Genomic DNA, 26658 nt, shown 5'->3' on the forward strand with positions numbered 1-26658 from the left:
CTAAGGGGCTTGTGTTTGTGGGGAAACTGCGGGCCGGTTGTGGCTGGTCGCGCAGTTCCCCGCGCCCCTAACGGTGCACCTGTGTGTCCGCTGTGTGCGCCGGGTAATTGCGTGAGCACCCTATGGCGTTGAATGTCTCCTCTCTGTAATAGACCCCATATTGATGCCCTTGTTCGGAACCCGGGTCTTCGTCGCACCCTCTAAGGGGTTGTCCTTCAGCCAGGAGGACCAAAAGCGCGACGAATGGGGTTGGAATGCGCGACGACAGCCGCACGGACCGGGGACGCGGAGTACCGGCGATGCGCCGGACCTCCCTGAGTCGCCGGGGCGCGCTCGGCCTGGGGGCCGGTGCGGCGGCGGCCATCGGCCTTTCGGCCTGCGGCTCCGGTTCCGGTGACTCGGGATCGGCCGCGGACAACGCCAAGGGCGCCGGGAAGCCGGGTACGCCGAGCCGTCCGGCCAAGCCGATCGGCGACGGTTCCACGGCCTTCACGGGCAAGCAGCCGAACCAGCCCGAGAAGCCGCGCCCGCTGGAGCCCGGCGAGACCCCGCCCCAGTTCGTCGTCTTCTCCTGGGACGGCGCCGGTGAGGTCGGCAACGGCCTCTTCCCGCGCTTCCTGAAGCTGGCGAAGGAGCACGACGCGGGGATGACGTTCTTCCTCTCCGGGCTCTATCTGCTCCCCGAGTCCAAGAAGCGGCTCTACCGGCCGCCGAACAACGGCGTCGGCGCCTCCGACATCGGCTACCTCACCGACGGCCACATCAAGGACACCCTGAAGTACGTGCGCCAGGCCTGGCTGGAGGGCCATGAGATAGGCACGCACTTCAACGGCCACTTCTGCGCGGGCACCGGCTCGGTCGCCAACTGGACGCCCGCCCAGTGGCAGTCCGAGATCGACCAGGCGAAGTCGTTCGTGACGAAGTGGCGCACCAACACCGGCTGGGACGACCTGCCGCCGCTGCCCTTCGACTACGAGAAGGAACTCGTCGGCGGCCGCACCCCCTGCCTGCTCGGCCAGGACAACCTGCTGCCGACCGCCAAGAAGCTCGGCTGGCGCTACGACGCCTCCTCGCCGGGCGGCCGCCAGAAGTGGCCGGACAAGAAGATGGGCATCTGGGACCTGCCCCTGCAGGCCGTGCCGTTCCCCGGCCACACCTTCGAGGTCCTGTCGATGGACTACAACATCCTCGCCAACCAGTCGAAGAACTCCACGAAGGCCCCCGCCCACAACTACCCGGGCTGGCGCAAGCAGGCCACCCAGGCCTACCTCAAGGGCTTCCAGCGCGCCTACGAGTCCAACCGGGCGCCCTTCTTCATCGGCAACCACTTCGAGGAGTGGAACGGCGGCATCTACATGGACGCCGTCGAGGAGGCCCTCAAGGGCATGGCCGGGAAGAAGGACGTACGCCTGGTGTCCTTCAAGCAGTTCGTGGACTGGCTGGACGTGCAGAAGCCGGACGTCCTCGCCAAGCTGCGCGGCCTGGAGGTCGGGCAGAAGCCTGCGGGCGGCTGGAAGAGCTACCTGTCGGGCGGCTCGTCGGCCAACCAGGGCGACGCCGAGAAGGACACCGGCAACGCGGCCTGAAATGGGACTTTCCGCTACCGCGGGGGGCGTCGAAGATCCCCGGAACGGGCATGCGAAACTTTTCACATGAGTGCCGCCCGTCGCGCCCCCCGCAGCCAGGAACGCAGCCTCCGCCGAAGCGCCCGCAGCCGTCGCAGTCGTGCGACGCTGCTGGCGGCGGGCGCCGCGGCGGCCGCGCTGACCCTCTCGGCGTGCACCTCGGGCGGAACCTCCGGCGGCTCGGGGAAGACGAACTTCATCACCGGCAAGGACGGCATCGCCACCGTCAAGCAGGGCGACCGGCACGACGCCCCGGCCATCGACGGCAAGACCCTCGACGGCAAGCAGCTCAGCATCGACGACTACAAGGGCAAGGTCGTCGTCCTGAACGTCTGGGGCTCCTGGTGCCCGCCCTGCCGGGCCGAGGCACCGAACTTCGTGAAGGTCGCCGCCGACACCAAGGACGACGTGCAGTTCGTCGGCATCAACGCCCGTGACCCGCAGAAGGGCCCGGCGATCTCCTTCGAGAAGGACTACAAGGTCACCTACCCGAGCCTGTACGACCCGATGGGCAAGCTGATGCTGCGCTTCCCCAAGGGCACGCTGAACCCGCAGTTCATCCCGTCGACCATCGTCGTCGACCGGGACGGCAAGATCGCGGCGCGCTCCCAGCAGCCCCTCAACGAGGAGAAGCTGCGCAAGATGGTCGAGCCCCTGATCGCGGAGAAGTGAGCGCCTTGTCCGGCACCCTAGCCACCACCACGCTCGCGGCGTACGGCCAGAACGACACGGTCATGAGCGGGGCGCTGCTGCTCGCCCTGCCGATCGCCGTCCTCGGCGGGCTCGTGTCGTTCTTCTCACCGTGCGTCCTGCCGCTCGTGCCCGGCTATCTGTCGTACGTCACCGGCGTCAGCGGCACCGACCTCGCCGACGCCCGGCGCGGCCGGATGGCGGCGGGCGCCACGCTCTTCGTGCTCGGCTTCACCGTCATCTTCGTCTCCAGCGGCGCCCTCTTCGGCTACTTCGGGCAGAACCTCCAGGACTACCAGGGCGTCATAACGCGCGTCCTCGGCGTACTGATGCTGGTGCTCGGGTTCTTCTTCATGGGCCTCATGCCCTGGCTCTCGCAGCGCGAGTTCCGCTTCCACAAGAAGCCCGCCGTCGGGCTCGCGGGCGCGCCGCTGCTCGGCGCGCTCTTCGCCGTCGGCTGGGCGCCCTGTGTCGGGCCGACGCTCGCGTCCGTGAACGCCCTCGCGATGAGCGAGGCGAGCGCCGGACGCGGGGCCCTGTTGAACGTGGCGTACTGTCTGGGACTCGGGCTGCCGTTCATCGTCGCGGCGGTCACCTTCCGCAAGGCGCTCGGCGCCTTCGGCTGGGTCAAGCGGCATTACGTATGGGTGATGCGCGTCGGCGGCGGCATGATGATCGTGACCGGGCTGCTGATGCTGACCGGCGTCTGGGACAGCGTGCTTCAGCAGATGCAGGTCTGGAGCAACAGCTACTCGGTGGGGATCTGATCCATGAGCAAGACCACGACCAGCGCCGCCAGCGCCGACCGCGACACCACCGGCGCCAGGGACGACCTCGGTGCCGCGGGCGCGCAGCTCTCCACCGCCCCCCTCGACGACACCGCGGGCCCCACGCCCGGGCCGAACATGCCCGCGCTCGGCGTCATCGGCTGGGTCCGCTGGTTCTGGCGGCAGCTGACCTCCATGCGGGTCGCGCTGCTTCTGCTCCTGCTGCTCTCGCTCGGCGCGATCCCCGGCTCGCTGATCCCGCAGCAGGGCACCGACGAGCTGAAGGTCCAGGACTTCAAGGACACCCACACCACGCTCGGGCCGCTCTACGAGAAGCTCGGCCTGTTCCACGTCTACAGCTCGGTGTGGTTCTCCGCGATCTACATCCTGCTGTTCGTCTCGCTCATCGGCTGCATCGTGCCGCGCACCTGGCAGTTCGTCGGCCAGCTCCGCGGCCGCCCGCCGGCCGCGCCCAAGCGGCTCACCCGGCTGCCCGCGTACACCACGTGGCGCACCGAGGCCACGCCCGAGGAGGTGCACGAGGCGGCGCAGCGGCTCCTGAAGCAGCGGCGCTTCCGCGCACACCAGGTCGGCGGCTCCGTCGCCGCCGAGAAGGGCTACCTCCGCGAGGCCGGGAACCTGGCCTTCCACGTCGCGCTCATCGTGCTCCTGCTCGCCTTCGCCGCCGGACAGCTGTTCAAGTCCGAGGGCGGCAAGCTGATCATGGAGGGCGACGGCTTCTCCAACACCCTCACGCAGTACGACGACTTCAAGTCGGGCAGCCTCTTCGACACCGACGACCTCGCGCCCTTCAGCTTCAAGCTGGACCGCTTCGAGGGCTCGTACGAGATGTCGGGCCCCGAGCGCGGCACGGCCCGCACGTACAAGGCGCACGTCACCTACAGCGAGGGCGCCCACGGGCCGGAGAAGAAGAAGGCCATCGAGGTCAACGAGCCGCTTGAGGTCGACGGCTCGAAGGTCTACCTCATCGGCCACGGCTACGCGCCCACCGTCACCGTCCGCGACGGCAAGGGCAAGGTCGTCCAGCGGGTCTCCGTGCCGCTGCTCCCCATCGACTCGATGGGCACGGCCACCGGCGCCATCAAGATCCTCGACGGCTACCGGAACAAGGACGGCAAGAAGGAGCAGCTCGGCTTCAACGCCTTCTTCGTGCCGACCTTCGCCGGTGAGGGCAACGGCCAGATGTTCTCCCAGTTCCCCGCGCCCTTCAATCCGCGGCTCGCGCTCTCGGCGTACCACGGCAGCCTCGGTGTGGACTCCGGTGTTCCGCAGAACGTGTACCAGCTGGACACGCGGAAGATGACGAAGTTCAAGGACGCCAAGGGCGAGCTCCTGAAGAAGCGGCTCAAGATCGGCCAGACCATGAAGCTGCCGAACGGCGCCGGGTCGATCACCTTCGAGAAGGAGCTCAAGCAGTGGGCGACCTTCCAGATCTCGCAGGAGCCCGGCAGCCGCTGGGCCCTGGGCGGCGCCATCGCCGCCATCGCGGGCCTCGCCGGGTCCCTGTTCATCCAGCGCCGCCGCGTGTGGGTGCGGGCCACGGCGGGCGCCGACGGCGTCACCGTCGTGGAGATGGCGGGCCTCGGCCGCAGCGAGTCCGCCAAGGTGCCCGAGGAGCTGGGCGCGCTCGCCGCGCAGCTGCACGAACAGGCACCGGGCGCACCCGACGCGGACCCCGAGCCCGCCGCTGACGCCGACGCGGACCCCGAGCCCGCCGAGGCCAAGACCGACCCCGAGGCCGACACTCCGTCCGACCCCGACCCCACCCCCGATGTTGTTCCTGCCGAAGGGGCTGAGAAGTGACTCTCGCCACCACCCTCGCCGCCGAGCCGAACGAGAACCTCGCGCACATCAGCAATGTGCTGATCTACTCCGCGATGGCCGTCTATCTGCTGGCCTTCTTCGCGCTCATGGCGGAGTGGCTGTTCGGCAGCCGCAGCAAGGTCGCCCGCACGGCCGCCGCGCTCACCGAGCAGCCCGAGCGGGCCGACGAGTCCGCCGCCAAGGCGTCGGCGCCCGCCGTCACCGTCCGGGCCAAGGGCGGCACGGCCACCCTGGAGCGCCCGAAGTCGTCGGCCAAGGAGGCCCCGAAGGTCGTCACCCGCGCCGCCGCGGGCAGCCGCGACGTGCCGGACGGCCCCGGTGCCGCCGCCGGTGACGCGCAGGGCGACCTCTACGGCCGCATCGCCGTCTCGTTCATCGCCCTGGGCTTCCTCATCGAGGTGGGCGGTGTCGTCACCCGCGCCCTCTCGGTGCAGCGCGCGCCGTGGGGCAACATGTACGAGTTCAACATCACCTTCTCCTCGGTGGCCGTCGGCGTCTTCCTGGCGCTGCTCGCGCTGAAGAAGAACGTCCGCTGGATCGGCCTGCCGCTGATCACCTCGATCCTGCTCGACCTCGGCCTCGCGGTCACCGTCCTGTACACCGAGTCCGACCAGCTGGTCCCGGCCCTGCACTCGTACTGGCTGTGGATCCACGTGTCCACGGCGATCTTCTGCGGCGCCGCGTTCTACGTCGGCGCGGTCTCCACCGGCGCGTACCTCTTCAAGGACAGCTACGAGGCCAAGCTGCAGGCCGGCGGGAAGCCCGGCCGCTTCGCCACCTCCGTGATGGAGCGGCTGCCCGCGGCGGCCTCGCTCGACAAGTTCACGTACCGCATGAACGCGGCGATCTTCCCGCTGTGGACGTTCACGATCATCGCGGGCGCCATCTGGGCGGGCGACGCCTGGGGCCGCTACTGGGGCTGGGACCCCAAGGAGGTCTGGTCGTTCATCACGTGGGTGGCGTACGCCTGCTACCTGCATGCCCGCGCCACGGCGGGCTGGAAGGGCCGCAAGGCCGCCTATCTGGCCCTGATCGCCTTCGGCTGCTGGCTGTTCAACTACTACGGCGTCAACATCTTCGTGAGCGGCAAGCACTCGTACGCCGGGGTCTGATCCGGCGGCCGGAAGGGGCCGGTTCCTGTGGCGCGGGTCACAGGAACCGGCCCCTTTCGTACGGACAGACAAGAGGGTGTGGACACGAATCAGGGGGAACTCGCGGCACAGCGGCGTCGGGCGCGCGTACGGATCCGGGGCTCGGACCCCGACGCGTTCGGAGAGCTCTTCGACACCTACGCCCGCTCCGTCTACAACCACGCCTACCGCCTGACGGGCGACTGGTCGGCGGCCGAGGACATCGTGTCGCTGACCTTCCTGGAGGCGTGGCGGCTGCGCGGGAAGGTCGACGCCGACGGCGGGTCCCTGCGCCCGTGGCTGCTCGGCATCGCCACGAACGTGACCCGCAACCAGCGCCGCGCCGCCCGCCGCCACACGGCCGCGATGGCCCGCCTCCCGCGCGACGAGGCCGTCGCCGACTTCGCCGACGAGGTCGCCGGGCGCGTCGACGACAAGGAGCAACTCGCCCTCGTCCGCACGGCCCTCGCGAAGCTGCGCCGGGCCGAGCGGGAGGTGCTCGCGCTGTGCGTGTGGTCGGGGCTCGGGTACGAGGCGGCGGCCGAGGCGCTGGACATCCCGGTGGGGACGGTGCGTTCGCGGCTCTCCAGGGCCCGTACAAAACTCGCGAAAGCGATGGAACCGCCCGCGGGGCGCGGACAGGTGAGAGGTGACCGCGCAGCAGCGGTCAGGCCCATCCAGGAGGGAAACCGATGAAGTCCGAAGCCGAACCCGACTTCCCGACCTTCCCGTCGCCGAGCGAGCGGGACCTTCCGCCGGGCCGTCACCTTCTGCTCAAGGAGCACCTGATGACCGAGATCCGGCAGTCCGAGGCCGAGGCACCCGAGGCCGTCGTCCCGAGGCGGCGCACGCCGTGGCTGCGGCCCGTGCTCGTCGTGGGCGCGGTGGCCGTGTCCGTCGCGGCGGGCCTGCTGGTCGCCTCGCCGTTCGGCGGCGACTCCGCAGAGGCCGCGCCGTCCGAGGAGACGGTGGCCGTGCTGAAGGAGATCGCGGAGGCCGCGAAGCGCTCGCCCGCGCCGACGGACGTCCGGGACGACCAGTTCACGTACATCAGGAGCAAGGTGGCCTACAGCTCCGACGAGGGCCTTGATCCCCTGCACCAGCGGGAGATGTGGATCTCCGTGGACGGCAGGCACACCGGGCTGCTGCACGAGCCCGGCAACGGCCACAAGAACGAACGCATGAAGCCGGAGCTGCCCCTCGTCGCCACCGACACCAACTACCGCAACCTCCAGAAGCTGCCGACCGACCCGGTCAACATGCTCGACTGGCTGCACAAGGAGAGCGACGGCGAGAAGAGCGCGGACCAGCAGGCCTTCACGCTCGTGGGCGACCTCCTGTACGAGTCGCTCATGCCGCCGAAGCAGGCCGCCGCCCTCTATCTCGCCGCGGCGAGGATCCCCGGCGTCGAACTGGTCGAGGACGCCGTGGACGCCGAGGGGCGGCACGGGGTCGCCGTCGCCCGCGAGGACGACGGGGTGCGCGAGGAGCTGATCTTCGACAGGAGGACCAAGCGGTTCCTCGGCGAGCGGGAGGTCACGACCGAGGACAAGCCGTACGCCGAGAAGGGCGAGGTCCTCGCCAACACCGCCGTCCTGGAGCGCGAGGTCGTCGACAAGGCGGGCGAACGCCCGTAGCGGGACGCCGCCGGGTACGTGACCCCGGGGGACGTGTGCGTGAGGCTTGGCCCATGACCGAAAGCAACGAAGCTGTCGAACAGGGGACGAGCCGGACACGCGGGGACACGCACACGCTCCACTGGGTGCTGAACCTGCGGCACCCCGTGGAGGAGGTGTGGGCGGCGGTGGCCACCCCGGAGGGACTGCCGGAGTGGCTCGCCGCCGCCGACGTGTTCGAGCCGCGGCTCGGCGGGGCCGTGACGCTGCGCTGGCTCAACGCGACCGACGCGGCGGCGGCCACGCACTCGGGGCACATCACCGCGTGGGACCCGGACGTCGTCGCCGAGTACACGGTCGACCTGCACGGGCGGTGCCGGTTCCACCTGGAGCCCGCGGGCACCGGGCGGACGGCGCTGCGGTTCACCAACGAGATGGTCGGCGACGACTCGCTGCGGCGGGACTGCCTCGCCGGGTGGCACCAGCACTTCGAGTACCTGGCGGACGCGCTGGCCGGGCGGCCGGTGGACTGGTCGACGTGGAGCGCGGAGCGGTTCCGGGAACTGCGGCGCAGCTACGACTAGTCGACGCGGGCCCGGTCTCCTAGTTGCCGTCGTTCCGGTCGTCGCCGATCGACTCGTCGACGCGCAGCAGCAGCTTGCCCGTCGTCGTGCGGCCGCCCATCAGCTCGTGCGCCCGCGCGGCCTCCGCCAGTGGGAACTCGGCGGTGATGGGCAGCGTCACGGTGCCGTCGGCGACCGTGCGGAAGGCGCGCCCGGCCAGCTCCCGCAGCACCTCGGGTGCCGTCTGGGCCAGCGTCAGGATCGAGAACCCGGCCACCGACCGCGCCCCCGGGTACAGCTCGGCCTGCCCCACCCGCCACGGCTCGGCGGAGCTCGCGTTGCCGAAGGAGACCAGGCGGCCGAAGACCGCGAGCGCCGCCAGGCCCGCGTGGAACGTGTCGCCGCCGACCGGGTCGAGGACGAGGTCCACGCCCCGGCCGCCGGTGGCCGCGCGGGCCGCCTCGGCGAAGCCGTCGCCGACGAACACCTCGTCGTAGCCGTGCTCGCGCGCGTACGCGGCCTTCGCCGTGCCCGACACCACCCCGAACACCGTGGCCCCCGCCGCCTTCGCCAACTGCCCGGCCACGGTGCCGACACCGCCCGCCGCGCCCTGCACCAGGACCGTCTCGCCCGCGCGCACCCTGCCCACCTCGTGCAGCAGGGCGTGGGCCGTGGGCAGCACGGTGGGCAGGGTGGCGGCGGTGCGGAGGTCCACGCCGGGCGGCAGCGGGAAGGTGGTCGTGGCATCGGCGAGCGCCACCTCGGCATAGGCGCCGCCCGCCGTCAGGGCGGCCACCTCCTGGCCCACGGCGAGGCCCGCGACGCCCGCGCCCACCGCCCGGATCCGGCCGGACACTTCGAGGCCCGGCACGAAGGGCAACTCCGGCACGCGGTAGCCCTCGGCGCGGGCCTTGAGGTCGGCGAAGTTCACGCCGGTGTACGCGACGTCGACGGTGACCTGGCCGGGGCCGGGCTCGGGGACGTCCGCCGTGACGGTCCGCAGGACGTCGGGGCCGCCGAATTCGTGGAGCTGGACTGCGCGCATGGGGGTGCCTCCGGGTGTTCGATCTGCATTGAACACTCGGGACTGTATGGTTTGGATCGAACACTCGGCAAGTGGGGAAGTTGGGGAGGTGCTGGTACGTGGTGAGTGCGAAGGGTGCGAGTCATCGTGCGGCGCCGGTGCACGCGCGGCTCGCGGACGTCACCGTGCAGGAGGCGCTCGCCGCCCTCGCCGATCCCGTACGGATGTATCTGGTACGGGAGTTGGCGTCCTCGCAGGACTGGACGCGGGCCTGCGGCAGCTTCGACGTGCCCGTCGGGAAGGCCGCGCTCAGCCATCACTTCGCCGCGCTGCGGGCGGCGGGGCTCGTCGAGCAGCGGGACGAGGGGGCGCGGCGGGTGAACCGGCTGCGGCGGGAGGAGTTCGCCGCGCGGTTTCCGGGGTTGCTGGAGCTGGTGCTGCGCGGGGACTGAGGCCGGTCCGGGCCGAGGGACGCTCGGCCCGTCCTCGCCAGTCCGCCGTCCTCGCCAGTCCACGTCCTCGCTAGTCCACCGTGATCGCGTCCAGTTGGGCCCGCAGATACGCGTGCGAGTCCGTGCCGCGGACGTCCGTGCCCGGGTCGCACTCGTAGAAGTACACCAGTGACATCAGCTCCTCGGCCGGGGCGTCCGCCGGTGGCGGGAGCACGCGGTGGCGGCCCGAGCGCCAGCGGCCCGACGTCCAACGCGCCATCAGGTCGCCGACGTTGATCGTGAACGCCTCCGGGTCGTGCGGGGCGTCCTGCCAGCCGTCGGCGTCCGTGAACACCTGCAGGCCGCCGCGGCCCGCCTGCCGGTCCAGGACCGTGACCGTGCCGAAGTCCGTGTGCGGGCCGATGCGGAACTGGCCCGGTTCCGGTTCGCCGATGACGTCCCTGCCGGGGTACCAGTTGATGTTGAAGCCCCAGGTGGGGTTGGTCGTGTGGCGGGTGAAGAAGTCCTCCGGTTCGTCGAGGACGACGGCGAGGAGTTCGAGGAGCGCGTCGGAGAGGGCGCGCATGCGGGCGAGGTACGTCTCCACGTCGGTGCGCAGGTCCGGGGTTTCCCTGGGCCAGGTGTTGGGGGCGAACCACTCCGCGTCGATCTTCGGGTCGCCGGTGGGGGTGTCTGCGGCGAAGGAGAGGGATTCCTTCAGGTCGGGTGGGGAGGCGGCGCCCTCCGCGTAGCTGTTGGCCTCCGCGCCCGGGCCGAGCCAGCCGCGGCTGCCGACCTGTACTGCGTACGGCTGCTTCGTGGTGGGTGGGAGGTGGAAGAAGGTGCGGGCCTGTCGGCGGATGGCGGCCCGTAGTGCCGGGTCCACGCCGTGGCCCGCCACCAGCAGGAAGCCCGCCGTGCGGAGTGCTTCGTCGATCGTTTCCCTGACTTCGGCGGCCATGCGTGTACGGGTGTCCGGGGCGCCGGAGAGCCAGGGCCGCAGGTCGATCGTGGGGATCGTCATGCCCTCATGCTGCCCTCGCGGGGCGCCCCAGTCCCGCCCCTTCTCCGAAACCGGGGCGCTGCGCCCCCTGGACCCCAGCCCCCTCCGCGCGCCCCGGGCCTCCACCGGATCGGCGCTCCGCGCCTCGTCCTCAATCGCCGGACGGGCTGAAATCTTGCCGGGGCGGGATGTGCGGGTGAGACGGGCCTGCGCCGATCGCGCTGCGCGCTCGTCCTCAAGCGCCGGACGGGCTGGGAACTTGCCGGGGCGGGATGTGCGGGTGGGACGGGCCTCCGCCGGATCGGCGCTGCGCGCCTCGTCCTCAAGCGCCGGACGGGCTGAAATCTCCCCGGGCGGGCCGAGAGGCGCTGGGGGGAGGCCGGGCGGGAGAGGTGCTGCACGGGGGCGCGGTGGAGAGGTGCTGTGCGGGGGCAGGCGGAGAGGTGCTGTGCGGGGGCGGGCCGGAGGGTGCTGTGCGGGGGCGGGTTGGGCCGGTGCTGTGGGCGGGAGCCGTTTCGGGGGTGGAAGTGCCGGGCTGTTGGGGTGGTGGTGACAGGTTGGGCGGGTGGGTGGGAGAGAGCCCGTCCGGCGATTGAGGACACGGCGCGGAGAGCCGGAGCGGGGGGCGCCGGAGCGGGGGCGATCAGTACGTGCGGTCAGGCGTCGTCGCGCGGGTCGCGGTCCTTCTCCAGGCCCTTCAGGAACTCGGGGTTGTCATCGGGGGCGACCCAGCCGCCCCGACGCCCACGCCCCCCAAGTCCCCCACGTCCCCCGACGTCCCCCCGCCCGGCCGCAGGCCGCTTCTTGCCGGTGACGAACCAAGCGATCGGCCCCAGCAGCACCTCTCCGAAGAGGAGCACGATGATGACCCACGCCACCTTCGGCAGATGTCGGACTTCCTTCTCGGGCGTGTTCAGGACGTCGATGAAGGCGTAGATCCACACGGCCAGGACCAGCAGGAACGGCAGATACCTGAGCATGTGTAGGAGTTCCCCCAGGGAGCGGAGTGGGGGCGCCGGACGCCCCCGGTGACCTGGCCAGGGTAGCCGGTGACCGATACTTGACCGCATGGCTTATGACGATCTCCGCTCTCTGCTCCGGGCCCTGGAGCGCGAGGGCGATCTCAAGCGCATCAAGGCCGAGGTCGACCCGTATCTGGAGGTCGGCGAGATCGTCGACCGGGTGCAGAAGGCGGGCGGCCCGGCGCTGCTGTTCGAGAACGTCAAGGGCAGCGCGATGCCCCTTGCGATGAACGTGTTCGGCACGGACCGCCGGCTCCTGAAGGCCCTCGGCCTGAAGTCGTACGGCGAGATCAGCGAGAAGATCGGCGGCCTCCTGAAGCCGGAGCTGCCGCACGGATTCGTCGGGGTGCGCGAGGCTTTCGGGAAGCTCGGCGCGATGGCGCACGTACCGCCGAAGAAGGTGAAGGACGCCCCCGTGCAGGAGGTCGTGCTCACCGGTGACGATGTGGACCTGGACCAGCTCCCGGCCCTCTTCACCTGGCCGAAGGACGGCGGGTCCTTCTTCAACCTGGGCCTCACACACACGAAGGACCCGGAGAGCGGCGTCCGCAACCTCGGGCTCTACCGCCTCCAGCGTCACGACAAGCGCACCATCGGCATGCACTGGCAGATCCACAAGGACAGCCGCAACCACTACCAGGTGGCGGCGAGGAGGGGCGAGCGCCTTCCGGTCGCGATCGCCTTCGGCTGCCCGCCCGCCGTGACGTACGCGTCCACCGCTCCGCTGCCCGGCGACATCGACGAGTACCTCTTCGCGGGCTTCCTCCAGGGCAAGCGCATCGAGATGGTCGACTGCAAGACGGTGCCGCTGCAGGTGCCCGCGCAGGCGGAGGTCGTCATCGAGGGCTGGCTGGAGCCCGGCGAGATGCTGCCCGAGGGGCCGTTCGGCGACCACACCGGCTTCTACACGCCGCAGGAGCCGTTCCCCGCGCTGACCATCGACTGCGTGACGATGCGCAAGCGCCCGCTGCTCCAGTCGATCGTCGTCGGCCGCCCGCCGACGGAGGACGGCCCGCTCGGCCGCGCCACGGAGCGGTTCTTCCTGCCGCTGCTGAAGATCATCGTGCCGGACATCGTGGACTACCACCTGCCCGAGGCGGGCGGCTTCCACAACTGTGCGATCGTCGCGATCGACAAGAAGTACCCGAAACACGCCCAGAAGGTCATGCACGCGATCTGGGGCGCGCACATGATGTCCCTGACCAAGTTGATCGTGGTCGTGGACTCCGACTGTGATGTGCACGATCTGCACGAGGTTGCGTGGCGGGCGCTGGGCAATACGGACTACGCCCGTGACCTGAGCGTCGTCGAGGGGCCCGTCGACCACCTCGACCACGCCTCGTACCAGCAGTTCTGGGGCGGCAAGGCGGGCATCGACGCGACGAAGAAGTGGCCCGAGGAGGGCTACACCCGGGACGGAGGCTGGCCCGACATGGTCGAGTCCGATCCCGAGACGGCGGCGAAAGTCGACCGCCGCTGGAGGGAGTACGGCCTGTGAGTTCCGCTTCCGCCGCGCTGCCGCAGCCGGGACGTACGAAAGCCTTCCTGCGGCTCGTCATGATCGAGCACTCGGTGTTCGCGCTGCCCTTCGCCTACATCGCCGCCCTCACCGCGATGTTCCAGTGGGACAAGAACATCCACTGGGGGCGCCTGCTGCTCGTCACCGTCTGCATGGTCGGTCTGCGTACGTTCGCCATGGCCGCGAACCGGATCATCGACCGTGAGATCGACGCCCGCAATCCGCGCACCGCGCACCGCGAACTGGTCACCGGCGCCGTCACCGTGAAGTCCGCCTGGACCGGCGCGCTGATCGCGGTCGTGGTGTTCCTGGGCTCCGCCGCGCTGCTCAACCCGCTGTGCCTGGCGCTCGCTCCGGTCGCCGTGATCCCGATGGTCGTCTATCCGTACGGCAAGCGGTTCACGAACTTCCCGCAGGCCATCCTCGGCATCGCGCAGGCCATGGGCCCGATCGGCGCCTGGCTCGCGATCACCGGCGAGTGGTCGTGGACGGCCGTGATCCTGGGGCTCGCGGTGGGCGTGTGGATCGGCGGCTTCGACCTGATCTACGCCTGCCAGGACGTGGACACCGACCGGGAGGTCGGCGTCCTTTCGGTGCCCGCGCGCTTCGGCATCCCCGCCGCGATCCGGGGGGCGCGCGCCTGCCACTTCGTCACCACGGCGCTGTTCGTCTGGTACGCCCTTGAGACCGGCGCGGGCGCGTTCTTCTGGCTCGGCCTCGTCGTCGTCGCGGGTGCCTTCCTCTACGAACACAGCATCGTGCGGCCGCACGACCTCTCCCGCCTCAACCGTGCCTTCTTCCAGGTCAACGGCTTCATCGGGATCGCCCTGTTCGCCTGCGCCCTGCTCGACCTGCTCGTCCGCGGCCTGACTGTCTGACGGGCCGTGGGCGGGCGCGGGCGCCCATGGATAGGCTTCACAGTGTGAATGCAGGAGATACGCAGCGTAGGCCTTGGATCGTGGGGGTGTCCGGCGCGTCCGGTACGCCGTACGCCGCTTCGGTGCTTCGGGGGCTGCTCGCGGCCGGGGAGAGCGTGGACCTCGTGGTGTCGCGCGCCTCGCGGCTCACGCTGCTCGACGAGACGGGCATCTCGTTCCGGGACGCGCACTGGCGGGACGACCTCGGCGAGTGGCTGGCGCGGGGCGCCGACGGCAAGCCCGGGACGTTCCGGGTGCGCACGGACGACGTGCGGTACTGGGCGGCGGGCGATCTCGCGGCGGGTCCTTCGTCGGGGTCGTACGCGACGAAGGGCATGCTGATCGTCCCGGCGTCCACGGCGTGCGTGGCCGGGGTGGCGCTCGGGCTCTCGAAGGATCTGCTGCAGCGCTCGGCGAGCGTGACGCTCAAGGAGCGGCGGCGGCTTGTCGTCTGCGTACGGGAGACCCCGCTGAACGGGCAGACGCTGAAGCACTTGGTGGGCCTGGACGAGGCGGGCGCGGTCGTGCTGCCCGCCTCTCCGGCGTTCTACGCGGGGGCGACGCACATCCAGGATCTGGTGGACTTCGTCGCCGGGCGGGTGCTCGACGCGGCGGGGGTGCCGCACGAGCTGTACCGCCGGTGGGAGGGCGAACTCGGCGGTGCGTCGGGAGCGGGTGGCTCCCGGCCGGCCGAGGACGGCTCCGGTGGCGCTTAGCGCTTCTTCGCGGCGCGCGGCTTCTTGCCGGCCTTGCGCGCGGCGGTCGGGGACTGGTGGGCACGCGAGCGGTTGGCCAGGTCCTGCAGCTCGCGCATACGGGCGTAGGCCATCTCGATCGTGTACACGGGGAAACACTCTCCTGAAGTTCGAAGGATCGTCGTTGATCTGCTGAGTTTCCGAAAGATTCACAGGGGCTGGACCCTGTTACGCCTTAGATTCTACACGTAGACTCGGAAAAACGCTAAATAATGAAAGGCTTCGACCTATGGACGCCGTGGACAGGCAGCTCATCCAGGCTCTGCGCGAGAACGGCCGCGCCTCCTACGCCGAGCTCGGGCGCCTCGTCGGCCTCTCCGGCCCCAGCGTCACCGACCGCATCAACCGCCTGGAGGCGGCCGGCGTCATCACCGGCTACCGCGCGACGGTCGACTCCGCGTCCCTCGGCCTCGGCGTCATCGCGCTGATCGGCATCTCGCTGTCCGACGCCGCCGACCACGAGGACGTGGCGCGGCGGCTGCGGGACCTGCACGAGATCGAGGACTGCTGGTTCATCGCGGGCGACGACTCGTACATGCTCAAGGTGCGGGCCTCCGACGTGGACGGCCTGGAGAAGACCATCCGCCGCCTCAGCGGCACCAAGGGGGTCTCGCGGACGCGGACCACGATCGTGCTCTCCACGAAGTGGGAGAACAGGGTCGGGGAGCTGCCCGAAGAGGTCTAGGGGGCCCGGGAGCGCGGGCGCGCGGCGCCGCGTGGGGGCAGCTCCGGCCCGTCGGGCGGGGCGAGTACGGTTGGTCGGGTCTGTCGCAGGTCGTCGGAGAAACAAGAGGTACGGCAATGGACGCAGGGCTCAAGCGCGACCTTGAGGAGAAGGTCCGCTCCGGTGAGCGGCTGTCCCGTGAGGACGGCATCGCCCTGTACGAGTCCGACGACCTGGCCTGGCTCGGCGGGCTCGCCCACGAGGTGCGCACCCGCAAGAACGGCGACGTCGTGCACTTCAACGTCAACCGTCACCTCAACATGACGAACGTGTGCACCGCCTCCTGCGCCTACTGCTCCTTCCAGCGCAAGCCGGGCGAGAAGGACGCGTACACGATGCGCATCGAGGAGGCCGTCCGGCTCGCCAAGGCGATGGAGGGCGAGAACCTCACCGAGCTGCACATCGTCAACGGGCTGCACCCGAACCTGCCGTGGCGCTACTACCCGCGCTCCCTGCGCGAGCTGAAGGCCGCGCTGCCGGACGTCTCCCTCAAGGCCTTCACGGCCACGGAGATCCACCACTTCGAGACGATCTCCGGTCTCACGGCCTCGGAGATCCTCGACGAGCTGATCGACGCGGGCCTGGAGTCCCTCACCGGCGGTGGCGCGGAGATCTTCGACTGGGAGGTCCGGCAGCACATCGTGGACCACCGGACCCACTGGGAGGACTGGTCCCGGATCCACCGGCTGGCCCACGAGAAGGGGCTCAAGACCCCTTCCACCATGCTGTACGGGCACATCGAGGAGCCCCGGCACCGGGTCGACCACGTCCTGCGGCTGCGTGAGCTCCAGGACGAGACCGGGGGCTTCCAGGTCTTCATCCCGCTGCGCTACCAGCACGACTTCGTCGACATGAAGGACGGCAAGGTCCGCAACAAGCTGCAGGCCCGGACGAAGATGGCCTCCGGGGCCGAGGCCCTCAAGACCTTCGCCGTCTCCCGCCTCCTCTTCGACAACGTGCCGCACGTCAAGGTCTTCTGGGTCATGCACGGCGTCGCGACCGCCCAGCTCGCCCTCCAGCACGGCGCGGACGACATGGACGGCTCCGTCGTCGAGTACAAGATCACTCACGACGCGGACAACTTCGGTACGCCCAACAAGCTGACCCGGGACGACCTCCTCGACCTCATCCGCGAGGCCGGTTTCCGCCCCGTCGAGCGCAACACCCGCTACGAGACGATCCGCGAGTACCCGGGCCCGGACCGCGCCCTGCGCGAGTCGCCCCAGCCGATGCGGTTCTGAGGGGCGTACCCCCCTCCGGCCCGGGCAGGGATCCGTGCTTCACTGGATGGGCTCGTCCAGTCCGGGTACGGCCGGGCTATTTCGGAACGGAAGAGTGGATTGACATGCTCCGCTACACGCTGATGCGCCTCGGGGTCTTCGCGGGCTGCTTCTTGGTCGTCTGGGGCCTCGTCTACTCCGGCGTCGTGCCGCGCGGCCTCGGTGGCTCCAACCTGCTGTGGGTGGCCCTGCTCGCCCTGGTGGTCTCCGCGCCGATCAGCTTCGTCCTGCTGCGCAAGGAGCGCGACCGCGCGTCGGCGAAGGTCGTGGCCAAGGTCGAGGACGTCAAGGCCGGCCTGGAGCGGAACCGCACGCAGGAGGACGGCGCCGACGACGCGGCGCGCACCGCGCAGTCGTAAGGTTCGTCACACACATCACGTACACGGAAAACCCCGGTACCGGAGCATGCGGCTCCGCTACCGGGGTTTCGTCGTTCCTGAGACCCTTGAGGCTCCTTCTACCTCAAACAAGTCCTTTGATGAACTCAAAGTTCAAGTGTTAACGTGTTCGACATGAAGACAGCAGCCGCACCCCGCATCGCCATGAGCGTCCCGCTCGTGGCGCGGCTGCATGTCGATCTCTGCCGCTGCGTGTCCGCGGCCTGTTGCCGCGTCTGAACCACCGAACAGACCCACAGCAGACCCCCGAACAGACCCACAGCAGCGGTGCCCGTCGGCCCTTCGCGGTCGCCGCTCCTCACGTCCCCCGTCTTTACCCGGAGTGTGTCCGTGTCCGCGAACCCCGCGTCCCCCACCGGCGAGCCCCGATCCGGCTTCCGGATACCGAAGTTCCTGAAGCTGCCCTTCTGGGCCCAGATCCTCGGCGGTCTGGTCCTCGGCGTGCTGCTGGGCTGGCTGGCCCGCAGCCAGGACATCGGCTGGCTGGTCACCACCCTCTCGAAGGTCGGCGACACCTTCATCGGCCTGCTGAAGCTGGCCGTCGCCCCGCTGGTGTTCTTCGCCATCCTGATCTCGATCACCAACCTGCGTAAGGTCAACAACGCCGCCCGGCTCGCGACCCGCACGCTTCTCTGGTTCATGATCACGTCGCTGATCGCGGTCGCCATCGGCCTCGTCATCGGCCTGGTCACCAACCCGGGCGCCGGTACGGGCCTGACCCCGAAGGACGGCGCCAAGCCCGAGCACGAGGGCTCCTGGATCGACTTCCTCACCGGGATCATCCCGACCGACATCATCACGCCGTTCACCGAGCTGAACGTCCTGCAGATCGTCTTCATGGCCGCCGTCGCCGGCATCGCCGTCCTGAAGATCGGCGACGCGAAGGCCAAGCCGATCCTCGACCTCAGCGAGGCCGTGCTCGCGCTGCTGCAGACGGCCCTGTGGTGGGTCATCAAGCTGTCCCCGATCGGCACCATCGGCCTCATCGGCTTCGCCATCGCCGACTACGGCTGGAACCTGATCAGCAAGTACGCGACGTTCACCGCCGACATCTACATCGGCTGCGCCCTGGTCCTCTTCGGCGTCTACCCGCTGCTGCTCGCGTTCGTGGCCAAGGTCAACCCGCTGCAGTTCTTCAAGGGCGCCTGGCCCGCCATCCAGCTGGCCTTCGTCTCGCGCTCCTCGGTCGGCACCATGCCGGTCACCCAGAAGGTCACCGAGCGTCTCGGCGTACCGAAGGAGTACACGTCCTTCGCGGTGCCCTTCGGCGCCACCACCAAGATGGACGGCTGCGCCGCGATCTACCCGGCGATCGCCGCGATCTTCGTCGCGCAGATCTTCGACGTGCACATGGGCATCAAGGAGTACCTGCTCATCGCGTTCGTGTCCGTGGTCGGCTCCGCCGCCACGGCCGGTCTGACGGGCGCCACGGTCATGCTGACCCTGACCCTGTCCACGCTGGGCCTGCCCATGGAGGGCGTCGGACTGCTGCTCGCCATCGACCCGGTCCTGGACATGATGCGCACGGCCACGAACGTCGCCGGCCAGGCGCTCGTCCCGGTCGTCGTCGCGGCCCGCGAGAACATCCTCGACAAGGAGGCGTACGACAGCGCGTCGGCCTCCCCGCTGGACTCGCTCGACGAGCCGCTGCCCGCCACCGCGTAGCGCTCGCGCCCCTCGGCCGAAACCGTGCCCCGCACCGGAAATCCGGTGCGGGGCACGGTCGTTGCGGGTAGGGCTGGGGGCGGTGCGCCGCGATGGCCTCCGGGTGACCTCCGGGCGTCGGGGAGGACCGCCGTAGGCTGATCCGTGGACGGATGGTGCGGGAGGCGGGGGCCGGGGTGTCGGATGTGAAGGTCGTGAGGGCTGTGGAGGCCGTGCAGGCTGCGAAGAACGGGGGCAAGCCGGTGCGGCAGAAACGGATGCCGCGGGCCGTGCGGGAGCGGCAGATGCTCGACGCGGCGGTGCACACGTTCGGACAGCGGGGCTACCGCGCCGCCTCCATGGACGAGATCGCCGAGCTGGCCGGGGTCTCCAAGCCGCTGGTGTACCTGTATCTGAACTCCAAGGAAGACCTCTTCACCGCCTGCATCCGGCGGGAGGCCGCCGCCCTCATCGAGGCGGTCCGGCACGCCGTCACCCCGGGCGACCCCGCCGACCGCCAACTCTGGTACGGACTGCGGGCGTTCTTCACCCACACCGCCGAACACCCCGACGCCTGGGCCGTCCTGCACAGCCAGGCCCGCACGGTCGGCGAGCCGTTCGCCGCCGAGGTCAACGTCATGCGCGAGGAGATCGTCGCCTTCGTGACGCAGCTCATCGCGGAGGCCGCCCGCGCCGCCCACCAGAACCCCTCCCTGCCCGACCGCGAGGTCGCGGGCCTCGCCCAGGCCCTCGTCGGCGCCGCCGAGTCCCTCGCGGGCTGGGCCATCACCCAGCCGTCCGTGTCCGCGAACCAGGCCGCGGCGACGCTGATGAACTTCGCCTGGGCGGGTCTCGGCGATCTGATGGAGGGGCGGTTCTGGTCACCGACCCCGTGACGTGGACCCGGCCCGTCGGCCCGCGCAGCTCGAACGCGGCGCCCTCGGCCGCGTACGTCACCGTGCCGGGCAGGAGTACCGGAGCCCTGAACTCGGCGGAGAGGCGCAGGGGTTCGTCGCCCGCGACGATGCCGCTGTGCTCCGCCACGCAGCGCGCGAACGTCCACATGCCGTGCGCGAGGGCGCGCGGAAAGCCGAAGAGCCGTGCCGTCGCCGGGTGCAGGTGGATGGGGTTGCGGTCGCCGGAGACGGTGGCGTAGCGGCGGCCCAGGTCGGCGGGGAGGCGCCAGTCGGCGCGGGCGGGCAGCGGTGTGCCGGGCGTGTCCGTGGGGGTGCGGTGCGGGAGGTCGGCCGTCGTGCGGTGGCGCGAGAGGTAGGTGCTGTGGGACTCCCACACCGTCTCGCCGTCCACCGTCGCGCCGGTGGTGACCGTCGCCTCGGTGCCGCGCCGGTGGGGTGCCAAGTCCCGGGCGTACGTAGTGAGTTCCAGGTCCTCGTCGGGCAGCGGGGCGCGGTGCTGGACGATCTCCACGGACGTGTGGACGAGGCCGAGCAGGGGCAGCGGGAAGTCGCGGGCCGCCATCAGACGCATGGTCTGGGGGAACGCGAGGAGGTGCGGATAGGTGGGCGGTAAGGGGTCGCCGCCGGTCGGGCGGTCGCCGTCCGTGCCTCTGCCCGTGCCCGTGCTCGCGCCCTGTCCGGCGGCGAAGCCGCAGAGCCGTTCGTACGCCACCAGGTGGTCGATGTCGGTCCGGACGCGGGCTGTCGTGGGGCCCGGCAGCGGTGCGTCCGGGCGGGGCCGCTTGAACGGGGACAGGGTCGCTCCCCGGAGCAGGGTGAGCGCGAGCGTGGCCATGACGGGACCCTTCTTGTCGCTGGGGACTCGGGTGCGGACCGGGGGTGCGGGGCGGGGCCGGGCGTCCCGCGGCCTACGCGCCGAGCAGGCTCTGGCCGCAGACCCGGATGACCTGGCCGTTCACCGCGCCGGTCGCCAGCCACGCCGCGGTCTCCGCGACGTCGACGGGGAGCCCGCCCTGGCCCAGGGAGTTCATGCGGCGGCCCGCCTGGCGGATGAGCAGCGGGACGGCCGCGGTCATCCGGGTCTCGATGAAGCCGGGCGCGACCGCGTTCACCGTCACGCCGTGCTCCGCGAGGGCGCGGGGTGCCAGGGAGCGGACGAAGCCGACGATGCCCGCCTTGCTCGCCGCGTAGTTGGTCTGCCCGGCGTTGCCCGCGAGGCCCGCTATGGACGCCGTGGCCACGATCCGGCCGCCGCGGCGCACCGTGCCGGACTTGAGCAGGAAGTCCGTCGTGCGCAGCACGCTCGCGAGGTTCACGTCGAGGACCGAACTCCAGCGGTCCGCCGCCATGTTGGCGAGCCTGCGGTCCCGGGTGACGCCCGCGTTGTGCACGAGGACGCCGAGGCCGTCCGGAAACGCGGCGGCGATCCGCTCACCGGCGTCGTCCGCGGTGATGTCGAGGGGCAGCGCGGTGCCGCCGACGCGCTCGGCGACGCGGCACAGGTCCGGTTCGGCGGCCGGTACGTCGAGGACGACGACGTGGGCGCCGTCGCGGGCCAGGACCTCCGCCACGGCGGTGCCTATGCCGCGTGCGGCGCCGGTGACGAGGGCGGTGCGGCCCGCCAACGGGCGTGCGGGGTGCGGAAGTTGGACGACGGCGCCGGATGCGTCGGCGTCCGGGGCCGGTGCCGTGTCCTGCGCGCCCCCGCCGCACTCCGCCTCGCCGGTGTCGTCCGCGTACTCCGAGACCTCCCCGACCTCGACCACCTGCCCGCTCACGTACGCCGACTTCGGCGACAGCAGGAAGCGCAGCGTCGCCTCGGCGGCGGGCGCCGACGGGGTGCGGACGAGCTGGGCCGTCCTGCCCCCGCCCAGCTCCTTGCCGAGGGAGCGGACGAAGCCCTCCAGGGCCTGCTGCGCCGCCGCCTGGTGGTGGTCGGCGGGGGAGAGGGGCGCGCCCAGGATCACCACGCGCCCGCAGGGGGCTATGGAGCGGACGACGGGGTGCAGCGTGGCGTGCACGTCCATGAGCGCGGCAACCGTGCGGACGCCGGTCGCGTCCAGTACGACGGCGGCCGGGCGGCGGCTGCCGAGCGGGCCGCTGTGCGGGGGCAGGCCGGTGCGGGTGAGGCTCTCGTGCAGGCCGGGGAGGGGGATGTCGCCCGCGGTGAGGAGCAGCACCGGGCCTTCGAGGGCCGGGTGCCGGGGCGACCAGCGGCGCAGCGGGACCGGCTGGGGCAGGCCGAGTCTGCGGGTCAGGAAGCGGCCGGGGGCGGTGTGGGTGAAGGTCGCGTAGCGGTCGGCCATGGGGCAAGCTCCCGGCTCGGTGCTGGATCTGGGGCGCGGTCCTGCGCGTGTGGTCCCGCATGTGCGGTCCTGCGGGCGCGGCGCTGTGGGTGCGACGCTGAATTTACTTCCGAGTAAGGTTACTTGGGGGTCAGGGGGCTGGTCGAGGGGGCGGCCGGTGCCTGATCGAGGTGGTGAGAGGGCTCGTACCGGCGCGTTTCCGGGGCGGGCGCCGGGTCCGGACGAGCCGTCGGTGGTCACGGAGCGTGACTGGGCTGAACGGGCGGGGTGGGCCGGGGGCACCTAAGGTGACCGGAGGGGAACCGCACCTCCTGGAGGTCGCCGTGCGCAGCACACCCGCGCTCACCGCCGTCGCAGCCCTGGCTCTGGCCGTCGCCGGCCTGCCCGCGGCGGCCGACCCGTCCGGGCCCGCGCGGCCGGACCTGAAGCGCTTCTACACCCAGAAGATCAAGTGGGCGGCCTGCAAGCCCGACGTGCAGAACCTGTCGGAGGACGTGACCAAGGACAAGGACTTCACCTGCGGCAAGGTCAAGGTCCCGCTCGACTACTCCGACCCCGGCCGCGGCACCATCCGCCTCGCCCTTCTGAAGATCAAGTCCAGCGGCGACAAGCGCGGCTCGCTCCTGGTGAACTTCGGCGGCCCCGGCGGGGCGGGCGTGGCGGGGCTCGCGGGCGCCAAGAAGGACTTCGGCTACGTCGGCAAGGGCTATGACGTCGTGGGCTTCGACCCGCGCGGCGTGGGCCTGAGCGAGCCGGTGAGCTGCGGCGGGGACCCGGAGCCCGGCGACGACGTGGAGGGCCCCGGCGACGCGGCGGCGATCCTGAGGCAACTGCGCGAGACGGCCGCGGAGTGCGCGAAGAAGTCCGGCCCCGTGCTGCCGCACATCGGCACCGTGAACGTCTCCCGCGACCTGGACGTCATGCGTCAGGCCCTCGGCGACAAGAAGCTCAACTACCTGGGGTTCTCGTACGGGACGCGGCTCGGCGCGGTGTACACGGCGCAGTTCCCGAAGAAGGTCGGCCGGATGGTCCTCGACGGCGTGGACACGCTGACCGAGGACGTGGCCGAGCAGGCCCTGGTCGGCGCGGAGGGACGGCAGACCGCCCTCGACAACTTCCTGCTGTGGTGCACGAAGAACGCGGGCTGTGTGTTCGGCGAGGACTCGCGCAACGCCCGGCACGCCATGACCAAGCTCATCGACGACCTCGACGCGTATCCGCTGCGGGCCATGGACGGCCAGGAGTTCACCGGCCAGGACGTGGTGAGCGTGCTCGGCAGCGCGCTCTACAGCAGGCAGGCCTGGCCCGCCCTGTCCCAGGCGCTCGGCGCGCTGCTCGCGGACGGCGACCCGCGGGCGCTGCTTCGGATGGGCGGCTCGGTGGGCGGCTCGACGGGGGACGGGCGGGCCGCCGGCGGGCGTACGGAGATCCCCGCGGACAACTCCTCCGCCGCGCTCATGGCCGTCAACTGCGCGGACGACCCCGACCGGCCGGACGCCAAGCGCGTCGAGCGGGAAGTGGGCCGTCTGGAGGAGGAGTTCGAGCAGGCGTCGCCCGTCTTCGGCAAGTCGATGCTGCTGCCCGTGCTGCTGTGCTTCGGGCGGCCCGCGGGCACGGACTACATCCGCAAGGACGTACGCGACGTCGACACCCCGAAGTTCCTGCTCGTCGGCACCCGCGGCGACCCCGCCACGCCGTACCGCTGGACCGTGGAGACCGCCGAGCGGCTCGGCTCATCCGCCGTCGTCCTCGACAACAGGGGCGACGGACACACCGGTTACTTCGGCTCGAAGTGCGTGAAGGACAAGGTGGACGCGTTCCTGCTGTACAAGCAGATGCCGAAGAACGGGAGTTCGTGCGCGGCGGAGTGACCGGGGCCGACCGGGTGCGGCTCGCGGCTCGCGGCTAGGGGCGCGGCGGTGTCGTGCGGGCCGCCGGGTCCAGGCGCAGCATCGCCGTCTCGTCCGCGCTGTCCGGCTCCGCCTGGTAGGTGACCAGGCGCTGCCCGCCCGTCCTCGCCAGACGCATCACCTCGTACGTGAGGGACATCGCCCCCGCCTTGGGGTGCGCGAACGACTTCACGCCACCGCCGCGCTCCCGCACCTCGTACCGGTCCCACATGCGCGCGAACTCCGGTGACTTCAGGCAGAGTTCACCGACCAGGGCGGCCAGCTGCGGCGAGTCCGGGTCGCGGCCGCCGACCGCGCGCAGGTGCGCCACCGACTTGGCGACGGTCTCCTCCCAGGGCACGTACAGCTCGCGGCCCACGGGGTGCAGGAACATATAGCGGGTGATGTTGCGCTGCTCGGCGGGCCAGTCGAAGAGGCCCGGCATCAGACGGCGGCCCGGGGTGTTCGCGGCGAGCAGGTAGTTGTGCGGGCTCACCACGTACGCGGGCAGCGGGCGCAGGGCGTCCAGCATCCGTACGACGGAGTCGCGCACCGTGAACTCGGTGGTCGGCGGCGGTTCGCCGATACGGCCCGAGGCCAGCTCGGCCAGCTCGTGCAGGCGCTCGTGGGCGTCGCCGCACAGCCGCAGGGCGCGGGCCAGGGAGTCGATCACGGCCGGTGAGGGGTTGGTCTCGCGGCCGCGCTCCAGGCGCGTGTAGTAGTCGACGCTCACCCCGGCGAGCGTCGCCAGCTCCTCGCGGCGCAGCCCCGGCGTGCGCCGCAGGCCCGTCCCGGCGGGGAGGCCCGCCTCCGCGGGGCCGACCTGGGCACGCCGGGCGCGCAGGTAGCGGCCCAGCTCGGTGCCGTTTCTCTCCGGGGCAGTGCCATGCGTCATGGGTCCAGTGTCCGTGAGACGGCGGAGAAGTGGGGGGCCGTGTCAGGGCCAGGAACGCCGCGGTCTGCCGGGGCGCGCGCCGTCGGCGGAGGGTGGAGTCGGCCCACCCGGCCGTTCCCCGTACCTCCGGCACACATCCCCTCGTAGCGCTGCGTGCCCCTCCCGTACCCAGGAGATTCCGCATGTCGTCCACAGTCCCTTGCGCGGAGCGGAGTGCCGCGTCCGCGGAGCAGGCGCTGACCCCGGCGCCGAACGCGCCCGCGTCCCCGGCGCTGAACCGGTCCGCGCCCCCTGCGCCGAACCCGTCCGCGTCCCCGGCGCAGCACCCCGCGCCCACCCGCCCCGCCCTCGCCCTCGTCGCCGCCCTGCTCGGCTTCACCGTCATCACGATCGACGTGTCGGCGGTGAACATCGCGCTGCCCGGCATCCGGGCCGACCTGCACGGCGGGATGACCGGGCTGCAGTGGGTCGTGGACGCGTACACGCTGATGTTCGCGGCGCTGATGATCTCCGCGGGGGCGCTCTCGGACCGGGCGGGGGCGCGGCGCGCCTACGCCTGGGGGACGGCCCTGTTCGCGCTCGCCTCGCTGGCCTGCGCGCTCGCGCCCGGCATCGGATGGCTGATCGCGGCCAGGGTGGCGCAGGGCGCGGCCGCGGCGGTCGTCATGCCCGCCTCGCTCGCGCTGATCCGGCAGGCGTACGACGACCCGGGGCGCCGGGCCCGCGCGATCGCGCTGTGGACGGTCGGCGGCTCGGTCGCGATGGCCGCGGGGCCCGTGCTCGGCGGGGTGCTGTCGGAGACGGTGGGCTGGCGCGCGGTGTTCCTCCTGAACCTGCCGGTGGGCGCGCTGATCCTGGCGCTGCTCGTCCGGGTCGCGCCGTCTCCGCGCCGCCCGGCACCGCTCGACGTACCCGGCCAGCTCACCGCCGTCCTGGCCCTCGCCGGACTCGCGTACGCGGTCATCGAGGGCGGCCACGCGGGCTGGACCGACCCCGGGGTGCTGGCCGCGGCGGCCGTCGCGGTCGCGGCAGGCGTGGGCTTCCGTGCCGCCGAACGCCGGCATCCCGCGCCGATGGTGCCGCTCCCGCTGCTGCGGCGGCGCGAGGTCGGCGTCTCCCTCGCGGTCGGCTTCGCGGTGAACGCGGGCTTCTACGGGGTGGTGTTCCTGCTCGGCCTGTACTGCCAGCAGCTCCTCGGCATGTCGGGCATCGCGACGGGCCTGATGTTCGTGCCGCTCGCCGCGCTCATCACGTCCACGAACCTGGTCTCGGCGCCGCTCGCCGACCGTGTCGGGCGCCGCGCGGTGATCGTCACGGGCCAACTGATCCTGTCCGGCGCCATGTTCGCGCTCCTCCCGCTCGGCGCGGGGACACCGGTCTGGCTGGTCCTCGTCCTCCTCGTCCCGACCGGAATCGGCGGCGCCCTCGCCGTCCCCGCCCTCACCGCCCTCCTCATCGACGCCGTCCCCGCCCACCGCGCGGGCACGGCGTCCGGCCTCCTCAACTCCCTCCGGCAGACGGGCGGGGCGCTGTCGGTAGCGCTGTTCGGCGCCCTGATCGCTTCCGGCGAGGGGTTCGCGGTGACGGGCATGCGGGAGGGGCTCGTGGTGGTGGGAGCGCTGCTGGCGGGGACGGCGGGGGTGTCGTGGCGGCTGTTGGCGGGGGGTGCGGGGCGCTGAGGGTGGCGCCGGTCCTGGG

The 26658-nt window shown here is 71.3% G+C and carries 26 protein-coding genes; 19 read left to right on the plus strand and 7 right to left on the minus strand.

Annotated features, from left to right (window positions below):
* Nucleotides 1–299: 299 nt before the first annotated feature.
* The 8 genes from ACZ6AA_RS00260 (at nucleotide 300) to ACZ6AA_RS00295 (ending at nucleotide 8257) form a co-directional block, all read left to right on the plus strand.
* Nucleotides 300–1586: a polysaccharide deacetylase family protein gene (locus ACZ6AA_RS00260; protein WP_471455651.1), complete on the plus strand. Its 1287-nt coding sequence runs from the start codon at nucleotides 300–302 to the stop codon at nucleotides 1584–1586.
* 66 nt (nucleotides 1587–1652) lie between these two features.
* Nucleotides 1653–2297 (plus strand): TlpA family protein disulfide reductase, encoded by a 645-nt coding sequence (locus tag ACZ6AA_RS00265; protein ID WP_468450364.1) that lies wholly within the window; start codon nucleotides 1653–1655, stop codon nucleotides 2295–2297.
* Nucleotides 2298–2359: 62 nt separating this feature from the next.
* The gene (locus ACZ6AA_RS00270; RefSeq protein WP_468451666.1) at nucleotides 2360–3082 is read left to right on the plus strand and encodes a cytochrome c biogenesis CcdA family protein; all 723 of its coding nucleotides are present in this window, start codon (nucleotides 2360–2362) and stop codon (nucleotides 3080–3082) included.
* A gap of 3 nt (nucleotides 3083–3085) precedes the next feature.
* Entirely contained in the window at nucleotides 3086–4906 is a 1821-nt protein-coding gene (gene resB / locus ACZ6AA_RS00275; protein ID WP_471455652.1) for a cytochrome c biogenesis protein ResB, read from the plus strand.
* On the plus strand, nucleotides 4903–6039 hold the full coding sequence (gene ccsB / locus ACZ6AA_RS00280) for a c-type cytochrome biogenesis protein CcsB (RefSeq protein ID WP_468450368.1): 1137 nt from the start codon (nucleotides 4903–4905) through the stop codon (nucleotides 6037–6039). The genes resB and ccsB overlap by 4 nt, the downstream gene beginning before the upstream one ends.
* 78 nt (nucleotides 6040–6117) lie before the next feature.
* Nucleotides 6118–6753, plus strand: a complete 636-nt coding sequence (locus ACZ6AA_RS00285) for an RNA polymerase sigma factor (protein ID WP_471455653.1) — start codon at nucleotides 6118–6120, stop codon at nucleotides 6751–6753.
* The gene (locus tag ACZ6AA_RS00290; protein ID WP_471455654.1) at nucleotides 6750–7694 is read left to right on the plus strand and encodes a CU044_5270 family protein; all 945 of its coding nucleotides are present in this window, start codon (nucleotides 6750–6752) and stop codon (nucleotides 7692–7694) included. The genes ACZ6AA_RS00285 and ACZ6AA_RS00290 overlap by 4 nt, the downstream gene beginning before the upstream one ends.
* Before the next feature lie 53 nt (nucleotides 7695–7747).
* Complete coding sequence (locus tag ACZ6AA_RS00295) at nucleotides 7748–8257, plus strand: SRPBCC domain-containing protein (protein ID WP_468450373.1); 510 nt, start codon at nucleotides 7748–7750, stop codon at nucleotides 8255–8257.
* Between the two features lie 19 nt (nucleotides 8258–8276).
* On the opposite strand, the gene ACZ6AA_RS00300 is transcribed toward ACZ6AA_RS00295, so the two are convergent.
* Nucleotides 8277–9281: a quinone oxidoreductase family protein gene (locus ACZ6AA_RS00300; RefSeq protein ID WP_471455655.1), complete on the minus strand. Its 1005-nt coding sequence runs from the start codon at nucleotides 9279–9281 to the stop codon at nucleotides 8277–8279.
* Nucleotides 9282–9382: 101 nt separating this feature from the next.
* On the opposite strand from ACZ6AA_RS00300, the gene ACZ6AA_RS00305 reads away from it, so the two are divergent.
* Complete coding sequence (locus ACZ6AA_RS00305) at nucleotides 9383–9712, plus strand: ArsR/SmtB family transcription factor (protein WP_468450377.1); 330 nt, start codon at nucleotides 9383–9385, stop codon at nucleotides 9710–9712.
* Between the two features lie 70 nt (nucleotides 9713–9782).
* On the opposite strand, the gene ACZ6AA_RS00310 is transcribed toward ACZ6AA_RS00305, so the two are convergent.
* Complete coding sequence (locus ACZ6AA_RS00310) at nucleotides 9783–10715, minus strand: isopenicillin N synthase family dioxygenase (RefSeq protein ID WP_468450379.1); 933 nt, start codon at nucleotides 10713–10715, stop codon at nucleotides 9783–9785.
* 635 nt (nucleotides 10716–11350) lie between these two features.
* The gene (locus tag ACZ6AA_RS00315; protein ID WP_468450381.1) at nucleotides 11351–11674 is read right to left on the minus strand and encodes a PLD nuclease N-terminal domain-containing protein; all 324 of its coding nucleotides are present in this window, start codon (nucleotides 11672–11674) and stop codon (nucleotides 11351–11353) included.
* Nucleotides 11675–11762: 88 nt separating this feature from the next.
* Between ACZ6AA_RS00315 and ACZ6AA_RS00320 the strand changes: the two genes are divergently transcribed.
* Genes ACZ6AA_RS00320 through ACZ6AA_RS00330 form a run of 3 tightly spaced genes read left to right on the plus strand, consistent with a single transcriptional unit; the run spans nucleotide 11763 to nucleotide 14868 of the window.
* Nucleotides 11763–13214 carry a menaquinone biosynthesis decarboxylase gene (locus ACZ6AA_RS00320; RefSeq protein ID WP_468450383.1) on the plus strand — a complete coding sequence of 484 codons (1452 nt, stop codon included), beginning with the start codon at nucleotides 11763–11765 and terminating at the stop codon, nucleotides 13212–13214.
* Nucleotides 13211–14113, plus strand: a complete 903-nt coding sequence (gene mqnP / locus ACZ6AA_RS00325) for a menaquinone biosynthesis prenyltransferase MqnP (protein ID WP_471455656.1) — start codon at nucleotides 13211–13213, stop codon at nucleotides 14111–14113. The genes ACZ6AA_RS00320 and mqnP overlap by 4 nt, the downstream gene beginning before the upstream one ends.
* A gap of 26 nt (nucleotides 14114–14139) precedes the next feature.
* On the plus strand, nucleotides 14140–14868 hold the full coding sequence (locus ACZ6AA_RS00330; protein WP_468450387.1) for a UbiX family flavin prenyltransferase: 729 nt from the start codon (nucleotides 14140–14142) through the stop codon (nucleotides 14866–14868).
* Here ACZ6AA_RS00330 and ACZ6AA_RS00335 read toward each other — a convergent pair.
* A complete protein-coding gene (locus ACZ6AA_RS00335; RefSeq protein WP_267885485.1) occupies nucleotides 14865–14996 on the minus strand; it encodes a hypothetical protein in 132 nt (43 codons plus the stop codon). The two genes, ACZ6AA_RS00330 and ACZ6AA_RS00335, sit on opposite strands and share 4 nt — an antisense overlap.
* Before the next feature lie 140 nt (nucleotides 14997–15136).
* Here ACZ6AA_RS00335 and ACZ6AA_RS00340 point away from each other — a divergent pair, with 140 nt between their 5' ends.
* The 5 genes from ACZ6AA_RS00340 (at nucleotide 15137) to ACZ6AA_RS00360 (ending at nucleotide 19849) form a co-directional block, all read left to right on the plus strand.
* Nucleotides 15137–15592, plus strand: coding sequence for an Lrp/AsnC family transcriptional regulator (locus ACZ6AA_RS00340; RefSeq protein ID WP_031192748.1), 456 nt, complete (start codon nucleotides 15137–15139; stop codon nucleotides 15590–15592).
* Nucleotides 15593–15708: 116 nt separating this feature from the next.
* Nucleotides 15709–16872 (plus strand): aminofutalosine synthase MqnE, encoded by a 1164-nt coding sequence (mqnE, locus tag ACZ6AA_RS00345; RefSeq protein WP_471455657.1) that lies wholly within the window; start codon nucleotides 15709–15711, stop codon nucleotides 16870–16872.
* 104 nt (nucleotides 16873–16976) lie between these two features.
* Nucleotides 16977–17270: a DUF4229 domain-containing protein gene (locus ACZ6AA_RS00350; protein ID WP_468450391.1), complete on the plus strand. Its 294-nt coding sequence runs from the start codon at nucleotides 16977–16979 to the stop codon at nucleotides 17268–17270.
* Between the two features lie 369 nt (nucleotides 17271–17639).
* A complete protein-coding gene (locus tag ACZ6AA_RS00355) occupies nucleotides 17640–18974 on the plus strand; it encodes a dicarboxylate/amino acid:cation symporter (protein WP_471455658.1) in 1335 nt (444 codons plus the stop codon).
* 257 nt (nucleotides 18975–19231) lie between these two features.
* Nucleotides 19232–19849, plus strand: coding sequence for a TetR/AcrR family transcriptional regulator (locus ACZ6AA_RS00360; protein ID WP_468451668.1), 618 nt, complete (start codon nucleotides 19232–19234; stop codon nucleotides 19847–19849).
* Here the strand turns inward: ACZ6AA_RS00360 and ACZ6AA_RS00365 are convergent.
* Nucleotides 19740–20705, minus strand: coding sequence for a MaoC family dehydratase (locus ACZ6AA_RS00365; RefSeq protein WP_471455659.1), 966 nt, complete (start codon nucleotides 20703–20705; stop codon nucleotides 19740–19742). The genes ACZ6AA_RS00360 and ACZ6AA_RS00365 overlap by 110 nt on opposite strands.
* A gap of 73 nt (nucleotides 20706–20778) precedes the next feature.
* A complete protein-coding gene (locus ACZ6AA_RS00370) occupies nucleotides 20779–22176 on the minus strand; it encodes a 3-oxoacyl-ACP reductase (protein WP_471455660.1) in 1398 nt (465 codons plus the stop codon).
* A 287-nt stretch (nucleotides 22177–22463) separates the two neighbouring features.
* On the opposite strand from ACZ6AA_RS00370, the gene ACZ6AA_RS00375 reads away from it, so the two are divergent.
* Nucleotides 22464–24047: an alpha/beta hydrolase gene (locus ACZ6AA_RS00375; RefSeq protein ID WP_471455661.1), complete on the plus strand. Its 1584-nt coding sequence runs from the start codon at nucleotides 22464–22466 to the stop codon at nucleotides 24045–24047.
* Nucleotides 24048–24081: 34 nt separating this feature from the next.
* Here ACZ6AA_RS00375 and ACZ6AA_RS00380 read toward each other — a convergent pair whose 3' ends face one another.
* A complete protein-coding gene (locus ACZ6AA_RS00380) occupies nucleotides 24082–24960 on the minus strand; it encodes a helix-turn-helix domain-containing protein (RefSeq protein ID WP_468450401.1) in 879 nt (292 codons plus the stop codon).
* Between the two features lie 182 nt (nucleotides 24961–25142).
* On the opposite strand from ACZ6AA_RS00380, the gene ACZ6AA_RS00385 reads away from it, so the two are divergent.
* A complete protein-coding gene (locus ACZ6AA_RS00385; protein WP_468450403.1) occupies nucleotides 25143–26639 on the plus strand; it encodes an MFS transporter in 1497 nt (498 codons plus the stop codon).
* Nucleotides 26640–26658 lie beyond the last annotated feature (19 nt).

The organism is Streptomyces sp. NPDC040610, assembly GCF_055594065.1.